We start from the raw sequence: 20,651 nt of genomic DNA, 5'->3' as shown, positions 1-20,651 counted from the left end.
GCAAATCTTGGGAGGATATCCTATATCCAAAAGTTAATGGATAGAAAGGATTGTTGATGAGGATACTATTTGTGGTGGTTTGACCAATCACTACTAGCTCAGGTTAAACAAAATATAAAAAGGCGGTGGGACAGAAATCGATAGACAAAGTCTCGATTTCGTAGTCCCAGCCCCGCGAGGATGATTAGAAGCTTTTTGGAGTCTAAAAGACGAACAAAAAGTTCAATCAGCTACCGCGTCAAAGTTTGATTGCTAATAAAAAGAGAGGTCGGGATCTTTTGTCCCCACCTCTTTTTTAGGTAGCTGGAATTTTATCCCAGACTGTGATCGTTTTATTTCTCAACACGAGATTTATTTGCAATATCTGAAAGAATCAATTCTACAAATGCATCTACCGGCATGGTTTCTGTTTCTTTTTGACCATAACGGCGAACGTTTACAGCCTGCTCTTCCATTTCCTTGTCCCCAACGATCAATTGATAAGGAATCTTTTGAGTTTGAGAAGCACGGATCTTGAACTGCATTTTTTCATTGCGTTCATCCACATCGGCACGAACACCGCGATCACGAAGTTTCTTAGCCACTTCCCAAGCATAGTCTACGTGTTTTTCGTTCGATACTGGGATAAGGGTTACTTGGTGAGGTGCAAGCCAGGTTGGGAAAGCTCCCTTGTAGTTTTCAATCAAGATCGCAGTAAAGCGTTCCATGGTTGAGATAACCCCACGGTGGATCATGACTGGACGGTGTTCTTCCCCGTCTGCTCCAATGTAATGAAGATCAAAGCGTTCTGGAAGCAAGAAGTCCAATTGGATAGTAGAAAGAGTTTCTTCTTTACCAAGAGCTGTTTTCACTTGGATATCCAATTTTGGTCCGTAGAAGGCTGCTTCTCCTTCTGCTTCATAGTACTCAACACCCATATCATCAACAGCTGCTTTCAGCATGCGTTGAGCATTTTCCCACATTTCATCATTGTCAAAGTATTTGTGTTTATCTTCAGGATCACGGTAAGACAAGCGGAAACGATAATCTGTCAAGTTAAAGTCTTCATACACATCGATGATCAATTGAAGGATCTTCTTGAATTCTTCCTCGATTTGTTCTGGAGCCACAAAGGTATGACCATCATTCAGAGACATTTCACGCACACGTTGAAGTCCTGTAAGGGCACCAGATTTTTCATAACGGTGCATCATACCGATTTCAGCGATACGGATTGGCAATTCGCGGTAAGAGTGCACATGGTGTTTGTAAACTTCGATGTGGTGAGGACAGTTCATTGGACGAAGAACAAACTCTTCTCCATCCCCCATATCCATTGGTGGGAACATGTCTTCACGGTAGTGATCCCAGTGACCTGAAGTCTTATAAAGTTCTACAGAAGCAATTGGTGGAGTGTAGACGTGTTGGTAGCCTGCTGCGACTTCTTTATCAACGATATAGCGTTCCAACTCACGACGAATCGTCGCACCATTTGGCAACCAGAATGGAAGACCTTGACCAACTTCTTGAGAAATCATGAACAAATCAAGCTCTTTCCCAAGTTTACGGTGGTCACGCTCTTTAGCTTCTTCACGCATTTGAAGGTAGTTCTTCAAATCTTTCTTGTCAAACCAAGCGGTACCGTAAATCCGTTGCATCATAGCGTTATCGCTATTTCCACGCCAGTAAGCACCTGCTACATTCAAAAGGTGGAAGATTTGGATACGACCAGTTGATGGAACGTGTGGGCCACGGCAGAGATCCACGTATTCACCTTGACGGTAGATAGTCAAACCACCTTCGTCTTCAGAGTGTTCTTCGATCAATTCCAATTTGTATGGATCATTTTTGAAGATTTCACGCGCTTCATCTTTAGTCACTTCTTCACGAATAGATGGGAAGTTTTCTTTAACGATTTTCTTCATTTCTTCTTCGATACGAGGAAGGTCTTCGTTAGAGATTTGACCAGCTTGGTTATCTGTATCGTAGTAGAAACCATCTTCGATGGCTGGACCGACACCCAAGTGAATATCTGGGAAGAGGCGACGAGCTGCTTGAGCAAACAAGTGAGCCGCTGAGTGACGCAAGATTGGAAGAGCATCTTCGTGATCAGGTGTCACGATTTCAATGCTTCCGTCTTCAGTGATAGCACGAGTTGTGTCAATCAATTTGCCGTTGAACTTACCAGCAAGAGCTTTTTTAGCTAGGGAATTGCTGATGGATTGAGCAATGTCAAAAGTAGTAACGCCAGATTCGAATTCACGAACAGCGCCATCTGGGAAAGTAATCTTAATCATGATTTTCTCCTTATAAAGTTTTTAGTAGCTAAATGGGTGGGAGATGTCTTTGAACATTGGAATCGTCACTCCTTTTGATGTCTTCATGAAGAAATCAAAAAAGCGACCTCCTCGAAAGGACGTCGCAACGTGGTTCCACCTTCATTTATGTTCCTCAAAAAAGAGGGACACCTCTGATTGGCTCTAACGTAGCCACCGTTTTATGTTTGCATAAAAGAATCACGAGTAGTCCCAAACCTATCCTCTACGCGATTTCCAGCCCCACGCGCTCTCTATCAGATTTCCTAGATTTGATATGTCTCTGTCAGTTATTATAGCACGATTGAAAAATTTTGCAAGAAAAAGTTTTATTTTCAATCAAAGAAATGTGTGATTTTACGGATTTTCTTCACTTGTTTGACCGAAGCCTTCATCATCTTCACAGATCCATTGACCGGAAGAGCAATCACCTTGGTCGGGATTTTCACAATGGTCTTAGACATCCGCTTAACCCGACTTTGCTCAGGATTCAAATCATTTGAAAAGTCTTTAGAGATGATTTTATCCAAGTAAAATTCGTAGACCCGACGGCCAAAGGTTGCTGCAGAAATATCATCAATCTTTTCTGCCCACTTGGTCTCATCAATTGCAGGCATCTCGTCAATCGCTTCAAGAATCGCTTGTGCCAGATCGCTCTCCTCATAAAAGAGCTTTCCAAACATAGGGTCATCAATCACATGATCGAGATAAGGATTTCCATGAGCGATAATCGGAGTACCACTTGCAATACTCTCTAAATAGGTCAACCCTTGCGTCTCACTCGTTGAAGCTGAAATAAAGAAGTCAGCCGCCTTATAGTAGAGAGCGGTCTCATTTGGTGGGATCATCCCTGTAAAGACAACCGCATCTGAAATCCCCAGTTTCGCCGCTTGTTTTTTCAAATCATCCAAATAAGGACCATCTCCAGCCACGATCAACTTAACTTTTTGATTGACCTTGAGGACACCAGGAAGGGCCGCGATAACAGCCTGAATATTCTTTTCATAGGAGACCCGCGACAGGCTCAATAAAAGCGTTTCATCTTCTGCGACTTCATATTTTTCACGAAGGGCTGCTGTCTCTGTCGGAGTGATTTCCGGTCGGTCAAACTTGGCCAAATCAATCCCTGTCGGAATAATGCGTTTTTCTGCCTTGACCTTGTACTTTTGGAGCAAGTCATAGACGATCTCACTAGGACAGATCACTCCATCCAGATCATTCATATAACTTCTCACAATGTATTTGACCATACTTGGGCGAATGACCATACCTCTCGCAATATAGCGGACATAGTCCTCATACTGGGTATGGTAGGTATGAATAACTGGAATCCGCAACTCGCGTCCAATCCACACTCCCAAAAGGCCCAGTGAAAACTCAGTCTGGGTATGGATAATATCCAGCTGGTATTGCTTGGCAATGGCAAGCGCCTTTGAGAAGCCACGATAAGCAACGCGGCGGTCCTTAAAGGCGAAGAAAGGCACACTTGGAATCCGAATGATCTGCCAATCTTCATAGCGGTTGACATCTTTATCCGTTGTCGTAAAGATAAAGACCGTGTGTCCCAATTTTTCTAATTCTGTTTTGAGCGTCCGAATACTGGTCGCTACTCCCGAAACTTGCGGGAAATAGGTATCTGTAAATAACCCTACACGCATCTTACATCTCCAAAACTGTTTGATAGGCTTCGACCAATTGATAAGCCACTAAGTCAATCGAACGACTTTCAGCGACCTTGTAGCCTGCCTCCCGCTTGTCTACTTGTCCGTTCAAGACCTTGTTCAAGGAATCCACAAATTCGTCTACATTGTGGCACAATTCAGATGACGTCTCGTCGATCCAGCCATTGTATACGGGAATATCCCGCAAGACCGTGTGCTGATGACTGGCCAAGGCTTCCAAAACAACGATTCCTTCTGTTTCTTCATAAGATGGGAAGAAGAAAGCATCTGAACCCGTCATAGCCCCTTGGAAGACTGCTCCCTTGAAGTAGCCAGGGAATTCCACATTACTCGGATGATCCTTTTCCACGATACGACGAATCTTACGCGGAATGATCCATTTGTTGATAGAACCTAGCCAAATAAAGCGAACATCCGGCATGCGACGGGCCACTTCTACGAAATCTTCAATCCCTTTGCGTTTAAAATAAAGCCCTGCACAGATGACAACCTTTTGGCCTTCTTGGATATTAAAATGCTTGCGAAAGACTTCTTCTTTTTTCGGATCCTTCTTGTATTTTTCCAAATCAATTCCATTGGAAACCGCGATAATCGGTGTAGTCACCCCATAAGACTGAATCAGGTGTTTGGAATACTCAGATGGCGTGATCACATAGTCTGCCTTTTGGTACATGTGAGCCAAATACTTCCCAAACAAGGGCGCAAAAAAGTTAGACCCGATAAAGGAATTTTCAAAATCCTCACGGGTTGAATGGCCATGCATGATGACTTTCTTTCCACGACGCTTTGCTGCATGGAGCAAAAGGAAACTCCGTGGGCCATAGGTATTGATATGCACCACATCATAGTCCCCTAAAATATCTGTCGTATACGGAATCCCAGCCAAATCAAGCGCATGCATTTGATGCTGCAAGGCTCGACCAATTCCTGATTTTTGTAAGACGGATTTTCCTTCTAAATACAGTAAAACTTTCATACCTTCTATTATACCGAAATAAAGAGTGCCCAGCAAGTCTCTACCTGTTTGCAGTATAAAAAAGAGGCTAGAACAGTTCTGTTCGAAATTTAAAATTCTATTTTATTTATATACGGTATACAAAATCCAATTGCGATTCTGTTTTTCCTCAATTTTTGAAAAACCAATACTTGTTAGTAACTGACTAAATTCATGACTTGTACGATAATCTGTCATATGATAATGTATTTTTTCTTTTTCAGAAGCAATTATCAAAGTAGAATTGCTGGACATGACTCTATAAACTTCTTGAAAACTCTTTTTTATATCCTTCCAAAAAATATGGGTCTGAATAGCAAATATTCTATCAAAATAGTTATTTTGATAAGGCATATTCTCCACATTTCCAATCTTAAGTTGGACACTACCTTTTCTTATGGAATCTGAATGAACACGTTGGGCAGTTCTATATGATTCCTTAGAAATATCAATACCATGAATCTCAAGATTTTTATTTAAAGCAAGAAGGTTCTTGATAGTACTCCCGCCACCGTAACCAATTTCTAAAATTCTATAATTATCTGAAATAGTAGTCTGTTTAATCGCCCAAAGACTAAGTTTTTTAAAATAGAATGACCAAATTTTTGTGATGACTCTACCAATAAGACCACTAGGTTTTTGAGACTGCTTAATAAGAAATTCAGTTAACATTAAATATCTTCCCTCAATTATTATAAGTTTGAAATATCATTAATTATATTTCAAACTTAATTGTATTGTAAATATCAGATATCGTCAAGAATTAATGAAATAATCTGAGATAAATTTCAAAGTTGTGCTATAATTGATATCAAATGGAGTGTTCAAATGAATCAATATCAAAAAACAACAGAAAAAAAGAAGCAAGCTATTATTCAGTCTGCTCTTTCTTTATTTAAAGAAAAAGGGTTTAAAGAAACAAGTATACAATCAATTGCAAAAGTCGCAGAAGTTTCTCCTGTGTCAATCTACAATTACTTTGATAAGAAAGATAATTTAGTAGCTTTATGTATTAATGAATTGTTTAAAGACATCATACAAGAAGCTGAAAACATTCTACTCAGTAATATAGATTATAAATCAAAATTAAATCAAGCCTTAGCTTTATGTCAGAAAAAAATAAGCCAACAGATTTCTAACTACTTTCAAGAAAAAACGTTAGAGGATCCTACTTTTACGAAACTTATGACAAAAGCGATAGATGAGAAAAAGCGTGAAATATATCGTGCATATATTGAGCTAGGTAAAAATGAAAATATAATTGCTAAAGATTTGTCAACAGAAGTTATATTAAACGTCATGAGTGCTCTCAATAGCACAGGAAATCATCTATCTCCAAATAAAAACATAGAAGACGAAACAAAACAAATTCATCATATTTTGTTGTATGGTATTTTAACAAACTCTAGAACGATTTAATTGTAACTTACACATCAATATTTGAACCAACACTTATTCAATTTCACTTCATCATTACTTATGATTAATGACACATATAAAAAGAGGCTAGAACAGTTCTGTTCTAGCCTCTTAGACTAGTAGACACGTCTTCCCAAGTCGAGACTCTAGTCTACTAATCCTTATTTTTTGGTCGTTCCACGTTGGTTGATCGTATGAGACAACAGTACTTCGCGTTCTTCCAACTCTTCTTTATGCATGATCTTGGTCAACATGCGCATACTGATCGCACCAAGGTCATACAAAGGTTGGCCAATCGTTGATAGATTTGGACGCGTGTAACGAGTTACTTGTGAATCATCGCTGGTGATAATTTCAAAGTCTTCTGGTACCTTGATTCCCTTATCAGACAAGCCGTTCAAGAGACCTGCAGCCAATTCATCCCCTGTTACAAAGGCAGCTGTTGCTTTTGACGCAATGATGCGTTCTGCCAAGTTATACCCTTCATCGTAACGGTACTTGGATTCAAACACAAGTCCTTCGCTATAGCTCAATTTTTTCGCTTTCAAGGCTTCTTTGTAACCTGTCAAACGAATTTTTCCATTGATATCATCCACCAATGGGCCACTTACAAAAGCAATTTTCTTGTTGTGTTTTGCCAACTGTGTAACAGCATCAACGGTCGCTTGCTTGTAGTCGATATTGACACTTGGTAATTGGTGTTCAACATCCACTGTCCCAGCAAGGACAACTGGCGTCCGAGAGCGTGAAAATTCTGAGCGAATCTTTTCAGTCAAGTGATAGCCCATGAAAATGATCCCATCCACTTGTTTTGAAAAGAGGTTATTTACCACTGAAACTTCTTTGTCATCGTCTTCATCGCTATTTGCAAGAACAATATTGTACTTGTACATTTCGGCAATGTCATCGATCCCCTTAGCCAAGGTAGAGAAATAGCTGTTCGTGATGTTTGGAATCACAACACCGACTGTTGTGGTTTTCTTGCTGGCAAGACCACGCGCAACAGCATTTGGACGGTAATCCAAGCGTTCGATCACTTCTAATACTTTTTTACGTGTATTTTCTTTAACGTTCTTATTTCCATTCACTACACGACTAACGGTTGCCATTGAAACCCCTGCTTCACGGGCGACATCATAAATCGTTACTGTATCGTCTGTATTCATAAGATTTCCTTTCATTATTGAAAATTTCGTTTTCACTCTCTAATTAATCCTATTTTATCATGGATTGTAAACACTTTCAAGTATTTTGGTAAAATTTTGTAAACTCTTGCTTTTTTGGGGAAAATTTGACAAAATAGATCCATAGAAAGAAGGTAGCATTATGTCTAAATTAGATCAAATCGTCGATTTTCTTGAAACTGAAAAAACAGATGTCGCTGTTGTATCCGATCCTGTCACCATCAATTACCTGACTGGATTTTACAGTGATCCCCACGAACGTCAACTCTTCTTGTTCGTTTACACAGACCACGAACCCCTTCTCTTCGTTCCTGCACTTGAAGTGGAACGGGCAACTGCAGTTGTCGATTTCCAAGTGGTTGGCTATGTGGATTCTGAAAACCCTTGGGAAAAGATTAAAGGGGCTATCGCAAAACCCGATGCCAAAACTGTTGCACTTGAATATGATAACTTGATCCTTACCAAATACAATGGCTTGCGTACTGTCTTTGAAAAGGCTCAATTCACCAACTTGACACCACGGATTAACCGGATGCGCTTGATCAAATCTGCTGATGAGATCCAAAAAATGTTGGTAGCTGGTCAATACGCAGATAAGGCTGTCAATATGGGATTCGACGCCATCTCACTGGATAAAACAGAAACTGATATCGTAGCAGAAATCGACTTTGGTATCAAACGCTTGGGTTATGAAATGAGCTTTGAAACCATGGTCTTGACTGGAAATAATGCAGCTAACCCACACGGAATTCCTGGAAGCAACAAAGTCGAAAACGATGCCCTCTTGCTCTTTGACCTTGGCTGTATGGTGAATGGTTATGCGTCTGATATGACTCGTACTGTTGCTGTTGGAAAACCTGATGATTTCAAAAAAGAAATCTACCACTTGACTTTAGAAGCTCAACAAGCAGCCATTGACATGATCAAACCAGGTGTAACAGCACATGATGTAGACCGTGCTGCACGGAGCGTCATTGAAAAAGCTGGTTATGGTGAGTACTTCAACCACCGCCTCGGACACGGGATCGGAATGGACGTGCATGAATTCCCTTCTATTATGGAAGGAAATGACATGGTACTTGAAGAAGGCATGTGCTTCTCAGTCGAACCAGGAATCTATATTCCAGGTAAAGTCGGTGTCCGTATCGAAGATTGTGGTTACGTCACAAAAGACGGATTTGGACTCTTCACAGAAACCAGCAAAGACTTACTTTACTTTGACTAATCCTTTAGTCGTTTCAATATATAACAAACATCTTGTTTCGTTAATAACTATAAAAAATGAGGCTGGGACAAAAGTCCTAGCCTCTTAATTATCTTTGGATTGTCGAGCAAGACGCAGTGGTTGAGTGGGCTCTACTACGCTGATTTCATCAGCTTTTACAGCCCTACTCAACTGTGCGGAGGTGGGACGACGAAATCGAATTCTAACGAATTACCAATTTCTGTCCCACTCTCATTTTTCTTATGAAACCGATTCGAGATTCATTCTTTTCTGCGTATCTTCTACGACGTCTTTTAAAGTGGTTTGGGACATTTCTTTTTCCATAGCAATCTGAATGTCCTCCAGCTTTCCATCTAAAACATTGTGGATATTGTGGCCAATTGGGCAGGCTGGATTTGGATTGTCATGAAAACCAAATAATTGACCTGTCGAACCTAAGCATTCTACCGCTTGATAGATATCCAGCAGGCTGATCTCATCGGATGCTTTTGCGAGCTCAGCTCCGCCTGTCCCACGCGCTACATGGATCAATCCCGCTTTCTTCAACTGAGACAAGGTCTTTCGAATAATAACAGGGTTCACGCCGACACTTCCTGCCAAAAAATCACTGGTTACTTTTGTTTTTTCTCCTTGTAGAGCAATCATGATCAAGACATGAGTCCCAATGGTAAAGCGACTCGAAATTTGCATAACTTCACTCCTTTCTACCCGTTTTGAAGGTAGAGTCTATTGAACAACCGTCAAGGGACGACTTTCGTTATTCCTATTATACTCTTTTCAGTTGTAATGTCAACAGTTACACTATTGGAAGAAGTCCTCTAGCCAAGCATCGATTTCTCGATCATGACCTTCTCTCTGCTCAATTTCATGAAGGAGCTCATGATTGTGGGTATGATGAATGCCATTGACCAAACTTTCATAATACACTTGGTAATAAGGAAGATGGAGGTCTTTTGCGAGTTGCAGTTCTTTTTGAACATCATAGTCCACCCGTCTAAAATCTACATCTTTTAGCCCCATTTGATCAAATTCAAGAATAGCATACATGGCCCGAAGGTCCTTGCGAAGATTCTTTTCCAAAAAGAAAGGTTGACCGATCGATCCAGGATTGATAATCAGTTCTCCTCCTGTCCCATAGCGGAAAAACTGCTGGTGAATGTGTCCGTAGACTGCAATATCACAAGACGGGTTTGTCACCAAGCGATCAAAATCCTTCTGCTCACCAATGTGGATCAATTCGCGCCCCCAATTCTTATCAGGTAAGTGGTGGGTAATGCCGATCTTTAAACCTGCGATTTCTCTATGGACCTGCATGGGCATTTTCTGCATGTCTTCAATTTCCTGGGGCGTGATTTCTTCAAGAATATATTGACACTGGCGCATGAGGTAGCGATGACTTGGTCTGGTCTCATCCAACATCCCCCTCATGGCCCGCCAAAGACTATCTTCCCAGTTTCCAAGGACTTTAACCGTAATCGGTAACTCCTCTAACAGCTCCAAGAGGGCCCGTCTCCCTGTCCCAGGCATCAAACTATCTCCCAAGAGCCAATATTCATCCACCTTGGCTTTTCGACTATCCCCTAGAACAGCTTCCAATGCTGTCGTATTTCCATGAATATCTGAAAGTAAAGCAATTTTAGTCATGATCTTCTCCTTCTCTCCATTATAACAAAGAGAAGAAAAACTTCCACCCAAAGGTGAAAGTTTTATGAACATTCCATGCTACCAGAAATGAAAACTCAGGCTAGAGGGCCTGTCGCTATCAGCTACAGGCTTTGTATCTTAGTCTACTGATTTGAGGGCTTCGAGCATGTCTACTTTTCGGAGATAATGGTCAACATAAATTCCTAACAGGATCAAGAGAAGGATCATTCCTCCGACAGGAAAGAGAAAAACTCCAAGTCCCACTTTAGGGTAAAAGAGAATGGCATCTGGTGCAATCATGGCAATGAGGAATTGGTGAAGATAATAACCACCCACTAATCCCAAAAGGATCCCTATGATAGACAATAAGATAGTTTCGCGGTAAATATAGAGCGTCACTTCCTTATTATGGAATCCTAAGACCTTAATGGTCGATAATTCCCGGATCCGCTCCGCCACATTGATATTGGTTAAATTATACAAGATCACGATGGCTAGCAAGATCGATACGACTACTAGAATCATCATAGTGGTGTCCAAGGATTTGGCAACTGAATTAAAGAGGGAAATCATCGAAGCATTCTGACTAACCGCCTTCACAGCTGCAAGTGCCATCATATCCCGACTAATAGCCTGCACTTGTCGTGTAGAAGGATTTTTCAACTGCACCAAATAGCTATTTGCTGAAGTCCGCTTTCCGTAGATCTTTTGGTAACTTGCCTGATCCATATAGACAAAATGGCCGACATAATTTTCAGTGATCCCTGCTACCTTAAAAGTATGGCCATCTAAGGTCAATCGATCACCGACTGTAACCCTGGCTAGTTGTGCTAGCTTACTACTGATGATGACACCTTTCTTGAGAGACAAGGACTCTTCCTGCTTGAGAGAACGCAAGCTTACAAAGGGAGAAAAATCTGCACGATCCGTTACCATCATCGTAATGGTCTGCTTGTCGCGTCCACCCTTTAAAGATGCTTCGATGACCTTACTATAGATGGCTCGATAATCTTTGATATCTGATTTTTCCAGACGATTGGTTAGTTCCTTGCTTTCTTGGCTTGATGCATTCGTTTTTTTGGCTACAATCAACTCATATGATAGGATCTCTTGAAATTGGCGTTTTGGAACCCCTCCCACAGAAGATTGAATCCCTAGCCCTGCGAAGAGAAGAGCAACAGAACCTGCCACTCCAAATATGGTCATCAGCATCCGTTGTTTGTAACGAAAGAGATTACGAGCAGTGACCTTGTGGGTGAAACTCAGACGCTTCCAAATAAACTGGAGACGCTCCAGGAAAATCTTCGAACCAGATACCGGTGGTTTGGGCAGTAATAAAAGATTGGCTTCTTCTTTTAATTCCTTACGCGAAACCCAGTAAGCCGGAAGCACACTCGCAACGAAAGACAGTCCGAGCGCAATCAGAGTCATATCTCCATAAAAATACTCTCTGCTCTCTCCAATCACCATCCCTTGCGTAATAATGTTGGAAATGATCCCCGATAGGAAATAATGGCCCAGCAAGGTTCCTAGAAGGGTCCCGATCGTCCCTGCAAAGAATCCATAGAGGACAAATTTGAGAATGATGTCCCTGGTACGATAGCCCAGTGCCTTAAATATACCTGCATTGGTCCGCTCTTCATCGACAAAGCGGGTCATCGTGGTAAAGGTCACCATGGCTGCTACCAGATAAAGAACAACCGGAAAAATATTTCCGACAGCGGAAATACTACTACTAGCATTGCTATACATCAAGTAACCTTGTCCACCTGGCATGGTCTTGCGGTCATAGACATGATAAGTTGGAATTTCCAGCTGATCTCGCTCGGTTTGGGCTTTTTTCAGCTCCTCCTCTTTTTTTGCAAGCTCCGACTCACCTCTAGCCCAGTCTTTCTTTTTCTGATCCAGTTGTTCTTTGGATTGATGGAGCTTTTCTTGACTGGCTACTTGCTCTTTAGCTGGCAGAAATGGAGCTAGTTTACTGAGCTGCGCCTCCTGCAAATCTAATTGCTTTTGAGCCTGATTGATCTGATTCTTAGCTGACTGGAGTGTTTCCTTGGCACGACTGAGTTCTTTCTGGCCTTTTTGAATCTGTCCATCAAACTCCTGCTTGAGTCTTTGATAGCGGGCCTTTCCATTATCTTTCAAAAGTTTTTCTAACTCTTCTTGATGAGCTTTGAGCCCTTTTTGGTAGACTTGCGAAAAAGAATCTAAAGACTTCAGATCATCAAACTGGATCCGCGCCATTGCGGGAAGTTTAGTCGTAAAGACCTCTTTTGAAACTAGTGCATAGGCATCTAGATTTCCACTACCACTCATGGCAGTGCCTAAATTCTTTTGAGACCACATCTCAGAGGATTGAACAAAACCAACAATGGTGAATTGCTTTCGCTTTAAACTAGAGCGCGTTCCAGCCTTTTCTTCAAGTGTGAGGGTATCCCCTATCTGATAGCGATCCTCCCAAAAACTTGCTAGGGCCAGTTCCCCTTCTTTTTGGGGCAGGCGCCCCTTGGTCACACGAAAAGAAGAAAGACTTTTTGGGGCAGAAAAGAGTCGAATTGCCTTTCCTGTTCCTCTCACTGTCAGATCTAGCAGTAAACCAAATTCGACACGCGCTCCTTTGACTCCTAAAAGTTCCTCTTGGTCTGCCTGGTCTAATCCCAAGTCCCCCATGACAGCAAGATCTAGCATCTTTTGTTGCTGAATAAACTGGTTAGCCGTTCGGTGCATATTTGGAGTGGTCACCTTTAGGCCTACCAAGGCCAAGCTTCCCAACAACATCAAGGTTAAGATGGAGAGAAAACGTCCTTTTGAATGTGTAAAGGAAGCAAATAGATCCTTCCAATAGACTTTTCGTTTCATGCTACCACCTCTTCTAATACTCTAGTGTAGCAATATCTTGAGGAAGCTCATTGATTTCTACCGACTTGACCTTGGCATCATGCATGCGAATCACACGGTCTGCAATCGGAGCTAGGGCACCATTATGGGTTACGATGATGACCGTCGCTCCCTTTTTTCGAGACATATCCTGTAAAATCCCCAATACTTGCTTACCCGTCTGGTAATCCAAGGCTCCCGTTGGCTCATCACAAAGGAGAATTTTAGGGTTTTTAGCCACTGCCCGAGCGATCGCCACCCGTTGTTGCTCTCCCCCTGACAATTGGGTAGGAAAATTATCAAGACGATTGCCAAGTCCTACTTCTTTTAAAACAGCTTCCGGATCTAGAGCATCAGAAACAATTTCTGAAGCCAACTCAACATTCTCCTTAGCTGTCAAATTAGGGACCAGATTATAAAATTGAAAGACAAAACCAACATCATCTCGTCGATAATTGGTTCGTTGATGGGCATTGAGTTTTGCAATATCCACTCCATCAATCAGAACCTGACCCTCGTCATTGGTGTCCATCCCTCCTAAGATATTGAGAACCGTTGATTTTCCAGCTCCTGACGCCCCTAAAATAATGACCAACTCGCCTTTTTCAATCTCAAAGGAAACATCCTGGTTAGCGAAAATCTCTGTCTCTCCACTCGTATAGTGCTTGTAACAATGCTGCATTTCGATGTAGGCCATTTCCTCTCCTCCCTCCTACTTCCTATCTATATTATAGTCCTTTTCTGATAGATTACAAAGAAATCGAGGTAGTGAAAAACAAGGTTATCCTAAATTATCATGAAGGATTATAAATTTTATGCTATAATTAGAGACAAATTTGATTTATTCTTAGAAAGAAGGCTCATTGTGAGTTTACAACAGTTTGAAAGGAAATCACTTCAAGAAATCAACCAATCTATTGACGTGCCAAAAGGGATCCCTTTTTGGAAGACTCTCCTGCTCTTTTCAGGACCAGGAAGTCTAGTAGCTGTCGGCTATATGGATCCGGGAAACTGGATTACTAGTGTCGTTGGGGGGGCCCAATACCGCTACCTCCTCTTATCAGTGGTTCTTCTCTCGTCTTTAATCGCCATGCAATTGCAACAAATGGCTGGTAAACTAGGGATTGTCCATCGTAAGGATCTGGCCCAAACAACCGCCCATCATTTACCAAAATGGCTTCGCTATACCCTTTGGATTGTGATTGAGCTTGCCTTGATGGCGACAGATTTAGCGGAAGTCATCGGATCAGGGATTGCCCTCCACCTTCTTTTTGGCTGGCCCTTGCTCTTTTCTATCCTGATCACTATCTTTGATGTCTTTCTATTACTGGGGCTCATGCATCTAGGATTTCGAAAGATCGAGGCCATCGTTTCAACCTTGATCCTCACGATCCTAGCAATTTTCGGCTATCTGGTTTTCCTATCGAAACCTGATATCGGAGGAATCTTCGCTGGCTTCCTCCCTCAAAAAGAGGTGCTAGGAATTGGACTTCCAAAAGGAAATGAAGCCTTAACCTTGGCGCTTGGGATCATCGGTGCAACCGTAATGCCCCACAACCTCTATCTCCACTCTTCCATTTCGCAAACGCGAAAAGTCGATTACAAGGATCCAGCAGATATCAAACGGGCAGTGCGCTTTATGACCTGGGATTCAAATATTGAATTGAGTCTGGCTTTCGTCGTCAACTCCCTCCTCTTGATTCTTGGAGCGGCCCTCTTCTTTGGTCACGGAGATAAGATCGGTGCTTTCTCTAGCATGTACAACGCCCTTAAGGATAACCATATTGCCGGTGCTATCGCTAGTCCCTTCTTATCCACCCTCTTTGCCATCGCTTTGTTAGCCAGTGGTCAAAATTCAACCATTACTGGGACCCTAACCGGTCAAATCGTTATGGAAGGTTTCTTGAGATTCCGCTTACCACAATGGGTCGTTCGTCTCATGACTCGGATCATTGCCCTTCTTCCTGTCATCATCGTTGCGATCTTATTTGGAGATCAGGAACATGTCCTCGACGACCTTCTAGTCTACTCTCAAGTCTTCCTATCAGCAGCTCTTCCATTCTCCATCTTCCCTCTGGTTTATTTCACCTCCAACAAGGAAATCATGGGAGAACATGTCAATGCGAAATGGAATACTTTCTTAGGCTATCTCGTTGCGATTGTCTTAACTATCTTAAATTTCAATTTGATCGTGACAACTTTTATCAAATAAAGAAACCAGCACTTAAACGGTGCTGGTTTTTTTGTTCGTTCCTTCATCTTGTTCCTCCTTTTCCTAAAAATTTCCTGACCATTTTTTTAGGAGGGAATTATTTTAAATCACTAATTGTTGTGAGGTTTTCACAAAATCTTGCCAGTGCCCGTCATTCATAAACTTGTAAATTTTTTGTACACTTTCCGTTATCTGTACAAAAATTAGAATTGTTGTCTAATTTATTCTTTTGGAGTATAATGCTCTTTGTTAGTGTCGTAAAATTATTTAACATATAGATTATTTTAACGTCAAATAAATAGAAACAGATTGATACAACTACAGAAAGGAACATATGGTACGCCAAAGACAAACAACAACCAAGTCAGACTTACGAAATGCGCTCTCAAAACTCCTCTTGCAACAACCTTTTGAAAGCATCACTATTCGACAATTAACTGAAACCGCTGGGATTAACCGCGGGACCTTCTACTTGCACTATGTCGATAAATACGACATGTTTGAGCAAATGAAAATGGACATGATGCAAGAATTAGATAGCCTCTTCGTTGAAGGAAGCCCTGTCAAGGTGAACTTTCTCAATGTCTTGACCGCTATTAAAGAGAATTATGATTTTATTTATGCATTGTCCCAATCCTGCTGCTCAGACTTCCGTAAATTGGTAAGAAGTTTTACTCTCCATGCACTAGACGATACTCCCCATGCGAAAGAACACATCATTTCAGACTTTCAAGTTCCATACAAGTATGGTCTAGAAATTTTCATCGCTACCATCGAATCTGTGATTGTGACCTGGTTAGAATCCGGTGCCAAGGAAGAGCCAATCGAAATCGGGACGATCATTCTTAGCGTCTGCGACTTTGCTAGCTGGAACTAAATCCCCCAACCTTTTCCTAGCTTTATGGAGAAGGTTTTTCTTTTTGGCAAATGAACAACATTCAGATCACCTTGTTCAACTTGTTTGTAAAAGCAAAAAAGCAGGATGCTAGGCTCCTGCTTTTTCTTTATTTTTTCTTTGCCAACATGGTTGCAAATCGAAGTTGAATCCGATGGCCATTCTCATCTCGACGATGGAGATGGCCTGGATTTTCATTGTACTTGACCAATTCCCAATCCTTGTAATACTCCGCCAATTCTCCTTCTTTAAAGGTAAACGAGAAGGGCATATGGCAAGGATAATCTTCCGTATCCATGGCACAGACAATGAGATTGTAGCCCCCTGGATTGGTATGCTCTTGCATATTGCGGATAATCGCTGGAATCCGATAAGCGTCTAAAAACATGAGGACCACAGTTGATACGATGAAATCATAGTTTTGAGTAAGGGCTGCAGCATTGATATCATAGAGTCCCACTGGCATCTCTAGATCTTCCTCAGCGACAATACTTTGTAAGATCTCAAGTGCCAGCTCATTTTGATCCACCGCTGTTACGTCAAAGCCATGTTGGGCCAAAAAGAGGGCGTTTCGACCTTGCCCGCATCCTAGATCCAGCGCCTTTCCAGCTGGGACAATTCCCACTGCTTCTAGCACTTCTGAATGGACAGGATTGGTATTGTATTTTTTGGGGAAATAGTCTTTTGGCTCACAGTAAAATTCCAAGTACCACTCCACATCGTCCGTCGCTACTTCCACACGGTGCCAGGCCTGGGGCTCAGCCATGGGGTTCTCTGCTCCTGCTTCAAATAGGTGGCTCGCGATTTCTTCCCCCTCTTCGGTCAATTCAATAAATCGTAACTGACCTTTTAAAACTGTAATCTTCCCCCAGGTTCCTACCTTGGTATTGTGCTTTCTTTGAAGAGCTTCTGGCATGCTATCCTTAGTCCAGATAGGCATGCGTTTGTAGGCGATCAATTTTTGTGTCATGCTGCTTCTCCTTTTTCTTTCACTACCCTTATCATACAGAAAAAAGCCCCTTTTTACAAGTTGGAAAAAGGAGAGCCCATCTCCAAGAAAAAAGACAGATCTGAAACAAGTTTCAAAACTGTCTTTTTCTTTAACGTGTATTGTATTGTTTCATGACCCGTGCGATGTCCCGGTTTTGTTCCCGACGCTTGATGGATTCACGCTTGTCATAATCATGTTTCCCTTTAGCGAGCCCCAAAAGCAATTTGGCATAGCCGTCCTTGAGATAGACCTTCAAAGGCACCAAGGTCATTCCGGTCCCTTTGGTGTCTTGGTCCAGCTTTTGGATTTGCTTTTTATGAAGAAGGAGCTTGCGACGACGGTCTGGATCTTGGTTCCAGATATTGCCTTCCTCGTAAGGGGCAATGTGGACATTGCTAAGCCAAACTTCGCCATTTTTTACTTGTGCAAAGCCATCTTTCAAGTTAATGCGTGCTGCACGGACACTTTTGATCTCTGTCCCCGTCAGCACCATCCCTGCTTCAATCGTATCCACGATGGTGTAGTCATGTCTCGCCTTTTTATTTTGCGCGACTACCTTTCCTTCGCCCTTTGCCATGTTTGGCTCCTTTCTTTGCTACTTCCTTGTAAAATGGTTTCTTCCCTTTTTTCTTTTTGGATTTAGAGAAAGAATCTTTCCGCTTGTCATCTTTTCTAGCGGTTGATCCCTTAGAAACTTTTTTATCCTTGCGTCTGCGATCCCTGCGGTTGCCATCTCGGTCACGTCCTTTAGACTTGAGGCCTTTTTCGACGACATCCCATTCACTTGGAATATAAGAGAAATCAATCTCTCCTGTCATCTTGTCAGCTCTTTCTACCTTGATCCGAATTTGCTGACCGACACGGAAGGTCACTCCTGATTTTTCTCCGCGAAGGGTTAGATCTCGTTCGTTAAAATGGTAGAATTCAGGAAGATTGGTAATATGGATCAAACCTTCAACCGTATTTGGCAACTCCACAAAGAGGCCAAATTTCACCACACTGGAAACCACAGCATCGTACTCTTCTCCAACATAGTCTTCCATGTATTCAGCCTTCTTCATGGCTTCTACTTCGCGCTCTGCATCAATAGCTCGGCGTTCTCGACTAGAGGATTGGCTGGCAATGTCTGGAAGGACTTGTTCAAAGTGTTCAGCTACTTCTTGGGATTTCCCATATTCGCGCACCATTCGATGAACCATCAGGTCCGGATACCGACGGATGGGACTGGTAAAGTGGGTATAATACTCAGCAGCAAGCCCATAGTGGCCATGGTTGTGCTCTGAATAGCGAGCTTGCTGCATCGAGCGCAACAACATCATCGAAAGGACATCCGCATAGGGTTCTCCTTCGACCTTGCGCATAATTTCTTGCAGGGCTTCTTGACTCATCTCACTAGCCGTTCCGTAGATTTGGATTCCAAAACTAGAAGCATAATCGATAAACTTCTGTACTTTTTCTGCTTTTGGATCTTCGTGGATCCGGTAGATGAACGGCAGTTTCAGTCGCGTAAAGTGCTCCGCTACCGTTTCATTGGCAATCAGCATAAAGGACTCGATCATCCGCTCGGCAATTCCTCTTTGACGAAGGACGATATCGACCGGTTTTCCTTCTTTATTGACCAAGATTTTAGCCTCATTGGTATCAAAATTGAGGGCTCCTCGGCGAATCCGCATGCTTTCTAGAATGCTATGCAAGGTGGCCATTTGATGAATACTTGGGACAATTTTCTTAAAGGTTTGAGCCTTTTCTTCGTCTCCCGCTAAGATATCATTGACGTCGCTATAGGTCATTCGGAAGGTTGTATTGATCACTGTTTGGATAATAGTATGCTTGACGACCTTGCCATAAGGATCAATCTCCATGATGGCAGACTGGGTCAGGCGGTCCACATTCGGATTCAAAGAACAGATCCCATTGGAGAGACGTTCTGGAAGCATAGGTACTACTCGGTCGGTCACATAGACAGAGGTCGCCCGATTCAGAGCTTCCGTGTCGAGTTCTGAACCTTCTGTAACATAATAAGAAACATCTGCGATGTGAACACCCAGCTCAAAGTTACCGTTCTTGAGTAGCTTGATATGGACCGCATCGTCCAAGTCTTTGGCATCTGCTCCGTCGATCGTAAAGGTGATCTCCTCTCGCAGATCCAAGCGTCCCTCTAAATCCTTAGCAGACGGTGCATCTGGAACCTGCTCAGCCTCTTTCAGCACTTCTTCTGGAAATTCTGAGACAATGTCCATGGATTCTAACACTTCCAAGACATCGATTCCTGGATCTGTTACATGACCGACCACATCCCGCACAGTCGCCACAAAATAATTGTGCTTGCGGCTCGGGTATTGATCGATTTCGACCTTGAGGATTTCGGTCCCTTCCAATTGGATGGCTGGCTTCTTCACATAGATCAGCTGGCTGATCTTTTGATTTTTCGAACGAATGTAGCCGGCATATTTAGGTTTTTCCTCATCCAGAACGATTTGTCCAACTACCGTTTTGATACTATGCTCCAAGACATCAATAATCTTAGCTTCTGCTGCCGTTCCCTTGTTTCGGTCTGCCACCTTAGTAATGACGATCTCAACGGTGTCCCCATCGATAGCGTGGTTGACATCATTTCGACCAACAAAGAGGTCCTCTTCTTCTCCCTCTAAACTGACAAAGCCAAAGCCATTCTTATGCGCATGAAAGATCCCCTTGAGGGTAATAGCTGGGGCCTTCTTTTGAGCCAAACGAAGAGAGCCATCATCTTCGAATTTCAACTCATGACGGCGTTCCATCAGAGAGATGGTTTTGACCAAGTCACGGAAATCCTTAGACCCTTCCTTTCCTAGAGCTGCTGCCAGATCATTGATCTGGGCTTTGTCATGCTCTTGTAAATATTCTTTAATACTTGTTTTCATTGATTTATTTGCTGGTTATCCAGCCTCCTTTTTTCTATCTACTTGTGTCTTTGTTTTACAAAATAAAAATAGGCAAAGACATTGTCTGAGCCTATCTTATCTACTAGAAAGTACCATTAAGATCATCGCGATCAATAACCAAAAGAAGATCATAATAGCTGTTAAACGCTGCATCACGGCTTCAAACCCGCGTGCTTTTGAACGTTCAAACAAGTCATTTGAGCTTGCGTCAAAGACGTTGCTCGATTGGTTTTTTGTTGGTTGCATAAAAATTGCGATAATAATCAATACTGATAATACTAGTAAAATAGTTGTTAATGCTCCGCTCATA

At 42.2% G+C, this 20,651-nt stretch carries 17 protein-coding genes; 4 read left to right on the top strand and 13 right to left on the bottom strand.

Annotated features, from left to right (window positions below; translation table 11 throughout):
* Positions 1 to 332: 332 nt before the first annotated feature.
* From thrS to ABVF55_RS04165, 4 genes are all read right to left on the bottom strand, one after another.
* Positions 333 to 2,276 carry a threonine--tRNA ligase gene (thrS, locus tag ABVF55_RS04180; RefSeq protein WP_445285583.1) on the bottom strand — a complete coding sequence of 648 codons (1,944 nt, stop codon included), beginning with the start codon at positions 2,274 to 2,276 and terminating at the stop codon, positions 333 to 335.
* Positions 2,277 to 2,629: 353 nt separating this feature from the next.
* A complete protein-coding gene (locus tag ABVF55_RS04175) occupies positions 2,630 to 3,952 on the bottom strand; it encodes a glycosyltransferase family 4 protein (RefSeq protein WP_070506717.1) in 1,323 nt (440 codons plus the stop codon).
* 1 nt (position 3,953) lies between these two features.
* Positions 3,954 to 4,952, bottom strand: a complete 999-nt coding sequence (locus ABVF55_RS04170; RefSeq protein ID WP_003008161.1) for a glycosyltransferase family 4 protein — start codon at positions 4,950 to 4,952, stop codon at positions 3,954 to 3,956.
* A gap of 102 nt (positions 4,953 to 5,054) precedes the next feature.
* On the bottom strand, positions 5,055 to 5,642 hold the full coding sequence (locus ABVF55_RS04165) for a class I SAM-dependent methyltransferase (RefSeq protein ID WP_021153618.1): 588 nt from the start codon (positions 5,640 to 5,642) through the stop codon (positions 5,055 to 5,057).
* 156 nt (positions 5,643 to 5,798) lie between these two features.
* Here ABVF55_RS04165 and ABVF55_RS04160 point away from each other — a divergent pair, with 156 nt between their 5' ends.
* Positions 5,799 to 6,389 carry a TetR/AcrR family transcriptional regulator gene (locus ABVF55_RS04160; RefSeq protein WP_024055141.1) on the top strand — a complete coding sequence of 197 codons (591 nt, stop codon included), beginning with the start codon at positions 5,799 to 5,801 and terminating at the stop codon, positions 6,387 to 6,389.
* A 161-nt stretch (positions 6,390 to 6,550) separates the two neighbouring features.
* Here the strand turns inward: ABVF55_RS04160 and ccpA are convergent, their stop codons facing one another.
* Entirely contained in the window at positions 6,551 to 7,555 is a 1,005-nt protein-coding gene (ccpA, locus tag ABVF55_RS04155) for a catabolite control protein A (protein ID WP_003005429.1), read from the bottom strand.
* A 160-nt stretch (positions 7,556 to 7,715) separates the two neighbouring features.
* Here ccpA and ABVF55_RS04150 point away from each other — a divergent pair, with 160 nt between their 5' ends.
* Positions 7,716 to 8,798 carry a M24 family metallopeptidase gene (locus ABVF55_RS04150; RefSeq protein WP_003005548.1) on the top strand — a complete coding sequence of 361 codons (1,083 nt, stop codon included), beginning with the start codon at positions 7,716 to 7,718 and terminating at the stop codon, positions 8,796 to 8,798.
* 240 nt (positions 8,799 to 9,038) lie between these two features.
* On the opposite strand, the gene ABVF55_RS04145 is transcribed toward ABVF55_RS04150, so the two are convergent.
* The 4 genes from ABVF55_RS04145 to ABVF55_RS04130 form a co-directional block, all read right to left on the bottom strand.
* Entirely contained in the window at positions 9,039 to 9,488 is a 450-nt protein-coding gene (locus tag ABVF55_RS04145) for an Rrf2 family transcriptional regulator (protein WP_445285582.1), read from the bottom strand.
* Positions 9,489 to 9,599: 111 nt separating this feature from the next.
* A complete protein-coding gene (locus tag ABVF55_RS04140) occupies positions 9,600 to 10,442 on the bottom strand; it encodes a metallophosphoesterase family protein (RefSeq protein ID WP_195189458.1) in 843 nt (280 codons plus the stop codon).
* A 138-nt stretch (positions 10,443 to 10,580) separates the two neighbouring features.
* Positions 10,581 to 13,304, bottom strand: coding sequence for an FtsX-like permease family protein (locus ABVF55_RS04135; RefSeq protein ID WP_445285581.1), 2,724 nt, complete (start codon positions 13,302 to 13,304; stop codon positions 10,581 to 10,583).
* 13 nt (positions 13,305 to 13,317) lie between these two features.
* The gene (locus tag ABVF55_RS04130; protein ID WP_445285580.1) at positions 13,318 to 14,019 is read right to left on the bottom strand and encodes an ABC transporter ATP-binding protein; all 702 of its coding nucleotides are present in this window, start codon (positions 14,017 to 14,019) and stop codon (positions 13,318 to 13,320) included.
* A gap of 168 nt (positions 14,020 to 14,187) precedes the next feature.
* Here ABVF55_RS04130 and ABVF55_RS04125 point away from each other — a divergent pair, with 168 nt between their 5' ends.
* Both ABVF55_RS04125 and ABVF55_RS04120 read left to right on the top strand, forming a co-directional pair.
* Positions 14,188 to 15,534, top strand: coding sequence for an Nramp family divalent metal transporter (locus ABVF55_RS04125; protein ID WP_003013089.1), 1,347 nt, complete (start codon positions 14,188 to 14,190; stop codon positions 15,532 to 15,534).
* Positions 15,535 to 15,868: 334 nt separating this feature from the next.
* Entirely contained in the window at positions 15,869 to 16,411 is a 543-nt protein-coding gene (locus ABVF55_RS04120) for a TetR/AcrR family transcriptional regulator (protein ID WP_049483745.1), read from the top strand.
* Between the two features lie 127 nt (positions 16,412 to 16,538).
* On the opposite strand, the gene tehB is transcribed toward ABVF55_RS04120, so the two are convergent.
* The 4 genes from tehB to secG all read right to left on the bottom strand — a co-directional run bounded on the left by tehB (position 16,539) and on the right by secG (position 20,650).
* Positions 16,539 to 17,399: an SAM-dependent methyltransferase TehB gene (tehB, locus tag ABVF55_RS04115; RefSeq protein ID WP_373105935.1), complete on the bottom strand. Its 861-nt coding sequence runs from the start codon at positions 17,397 to 17,399 to the stop codon at positions 16,539 to 16,541.
* A 130-nt stretch (positions 17,400 to 17,529) separates the two neighbouring features.
* The gene (gene smpB / locus ABVF55_RS04110; RefSeq protein WP_003005443.1) at positions 17,530 to 17,997 is read right to left on the bottom strand and encodes an SsrA-binding protein SmpB; all 468 of its coding nucleotides are present in this window, start codon (positions 17,995 to 17,997) and stop codon (positions 17,530 to 17,532) included.
* Positions 17,960 to 20,320 (bottom strand): ribonuclease R, encoded by a 2,361-nt coding sequence (gene rnr, locus ABVF55_RS04105; protein ID WP_445285579.1) that lies wholly within the window; start codon positions 20,318 to 20,320, stop codon positions 17,960 to 17,962. Before rnr ends, smpB begins: the two co-directional genes overlap by 38 nt.
* A gap of 96 nt (positions 20,321 to 20,416) precedes the next feature.
* On the bottom strand, positions 20,417 to 20,650 hold the full coding sequence (gene secG, locus ABVF55_RS04100) for a preprotein translocase subunit SecG (protein WP_003008189.1): 234 nt from the start codon (positions 20,648 to 20,650) through the stop codon (positions 20,417 to 20,419).
* Position 20,651: the final 1 nt, after the last annotated feature.

The organism is Streptococcus sp. KHUD_012 (genome assembly GCF_052588255.1).
The sequence above is the reverse complement of the archived record's forward strand: the minus strand, read 5'-3'. Positions and strand labels throughout refer to the sequence as shown.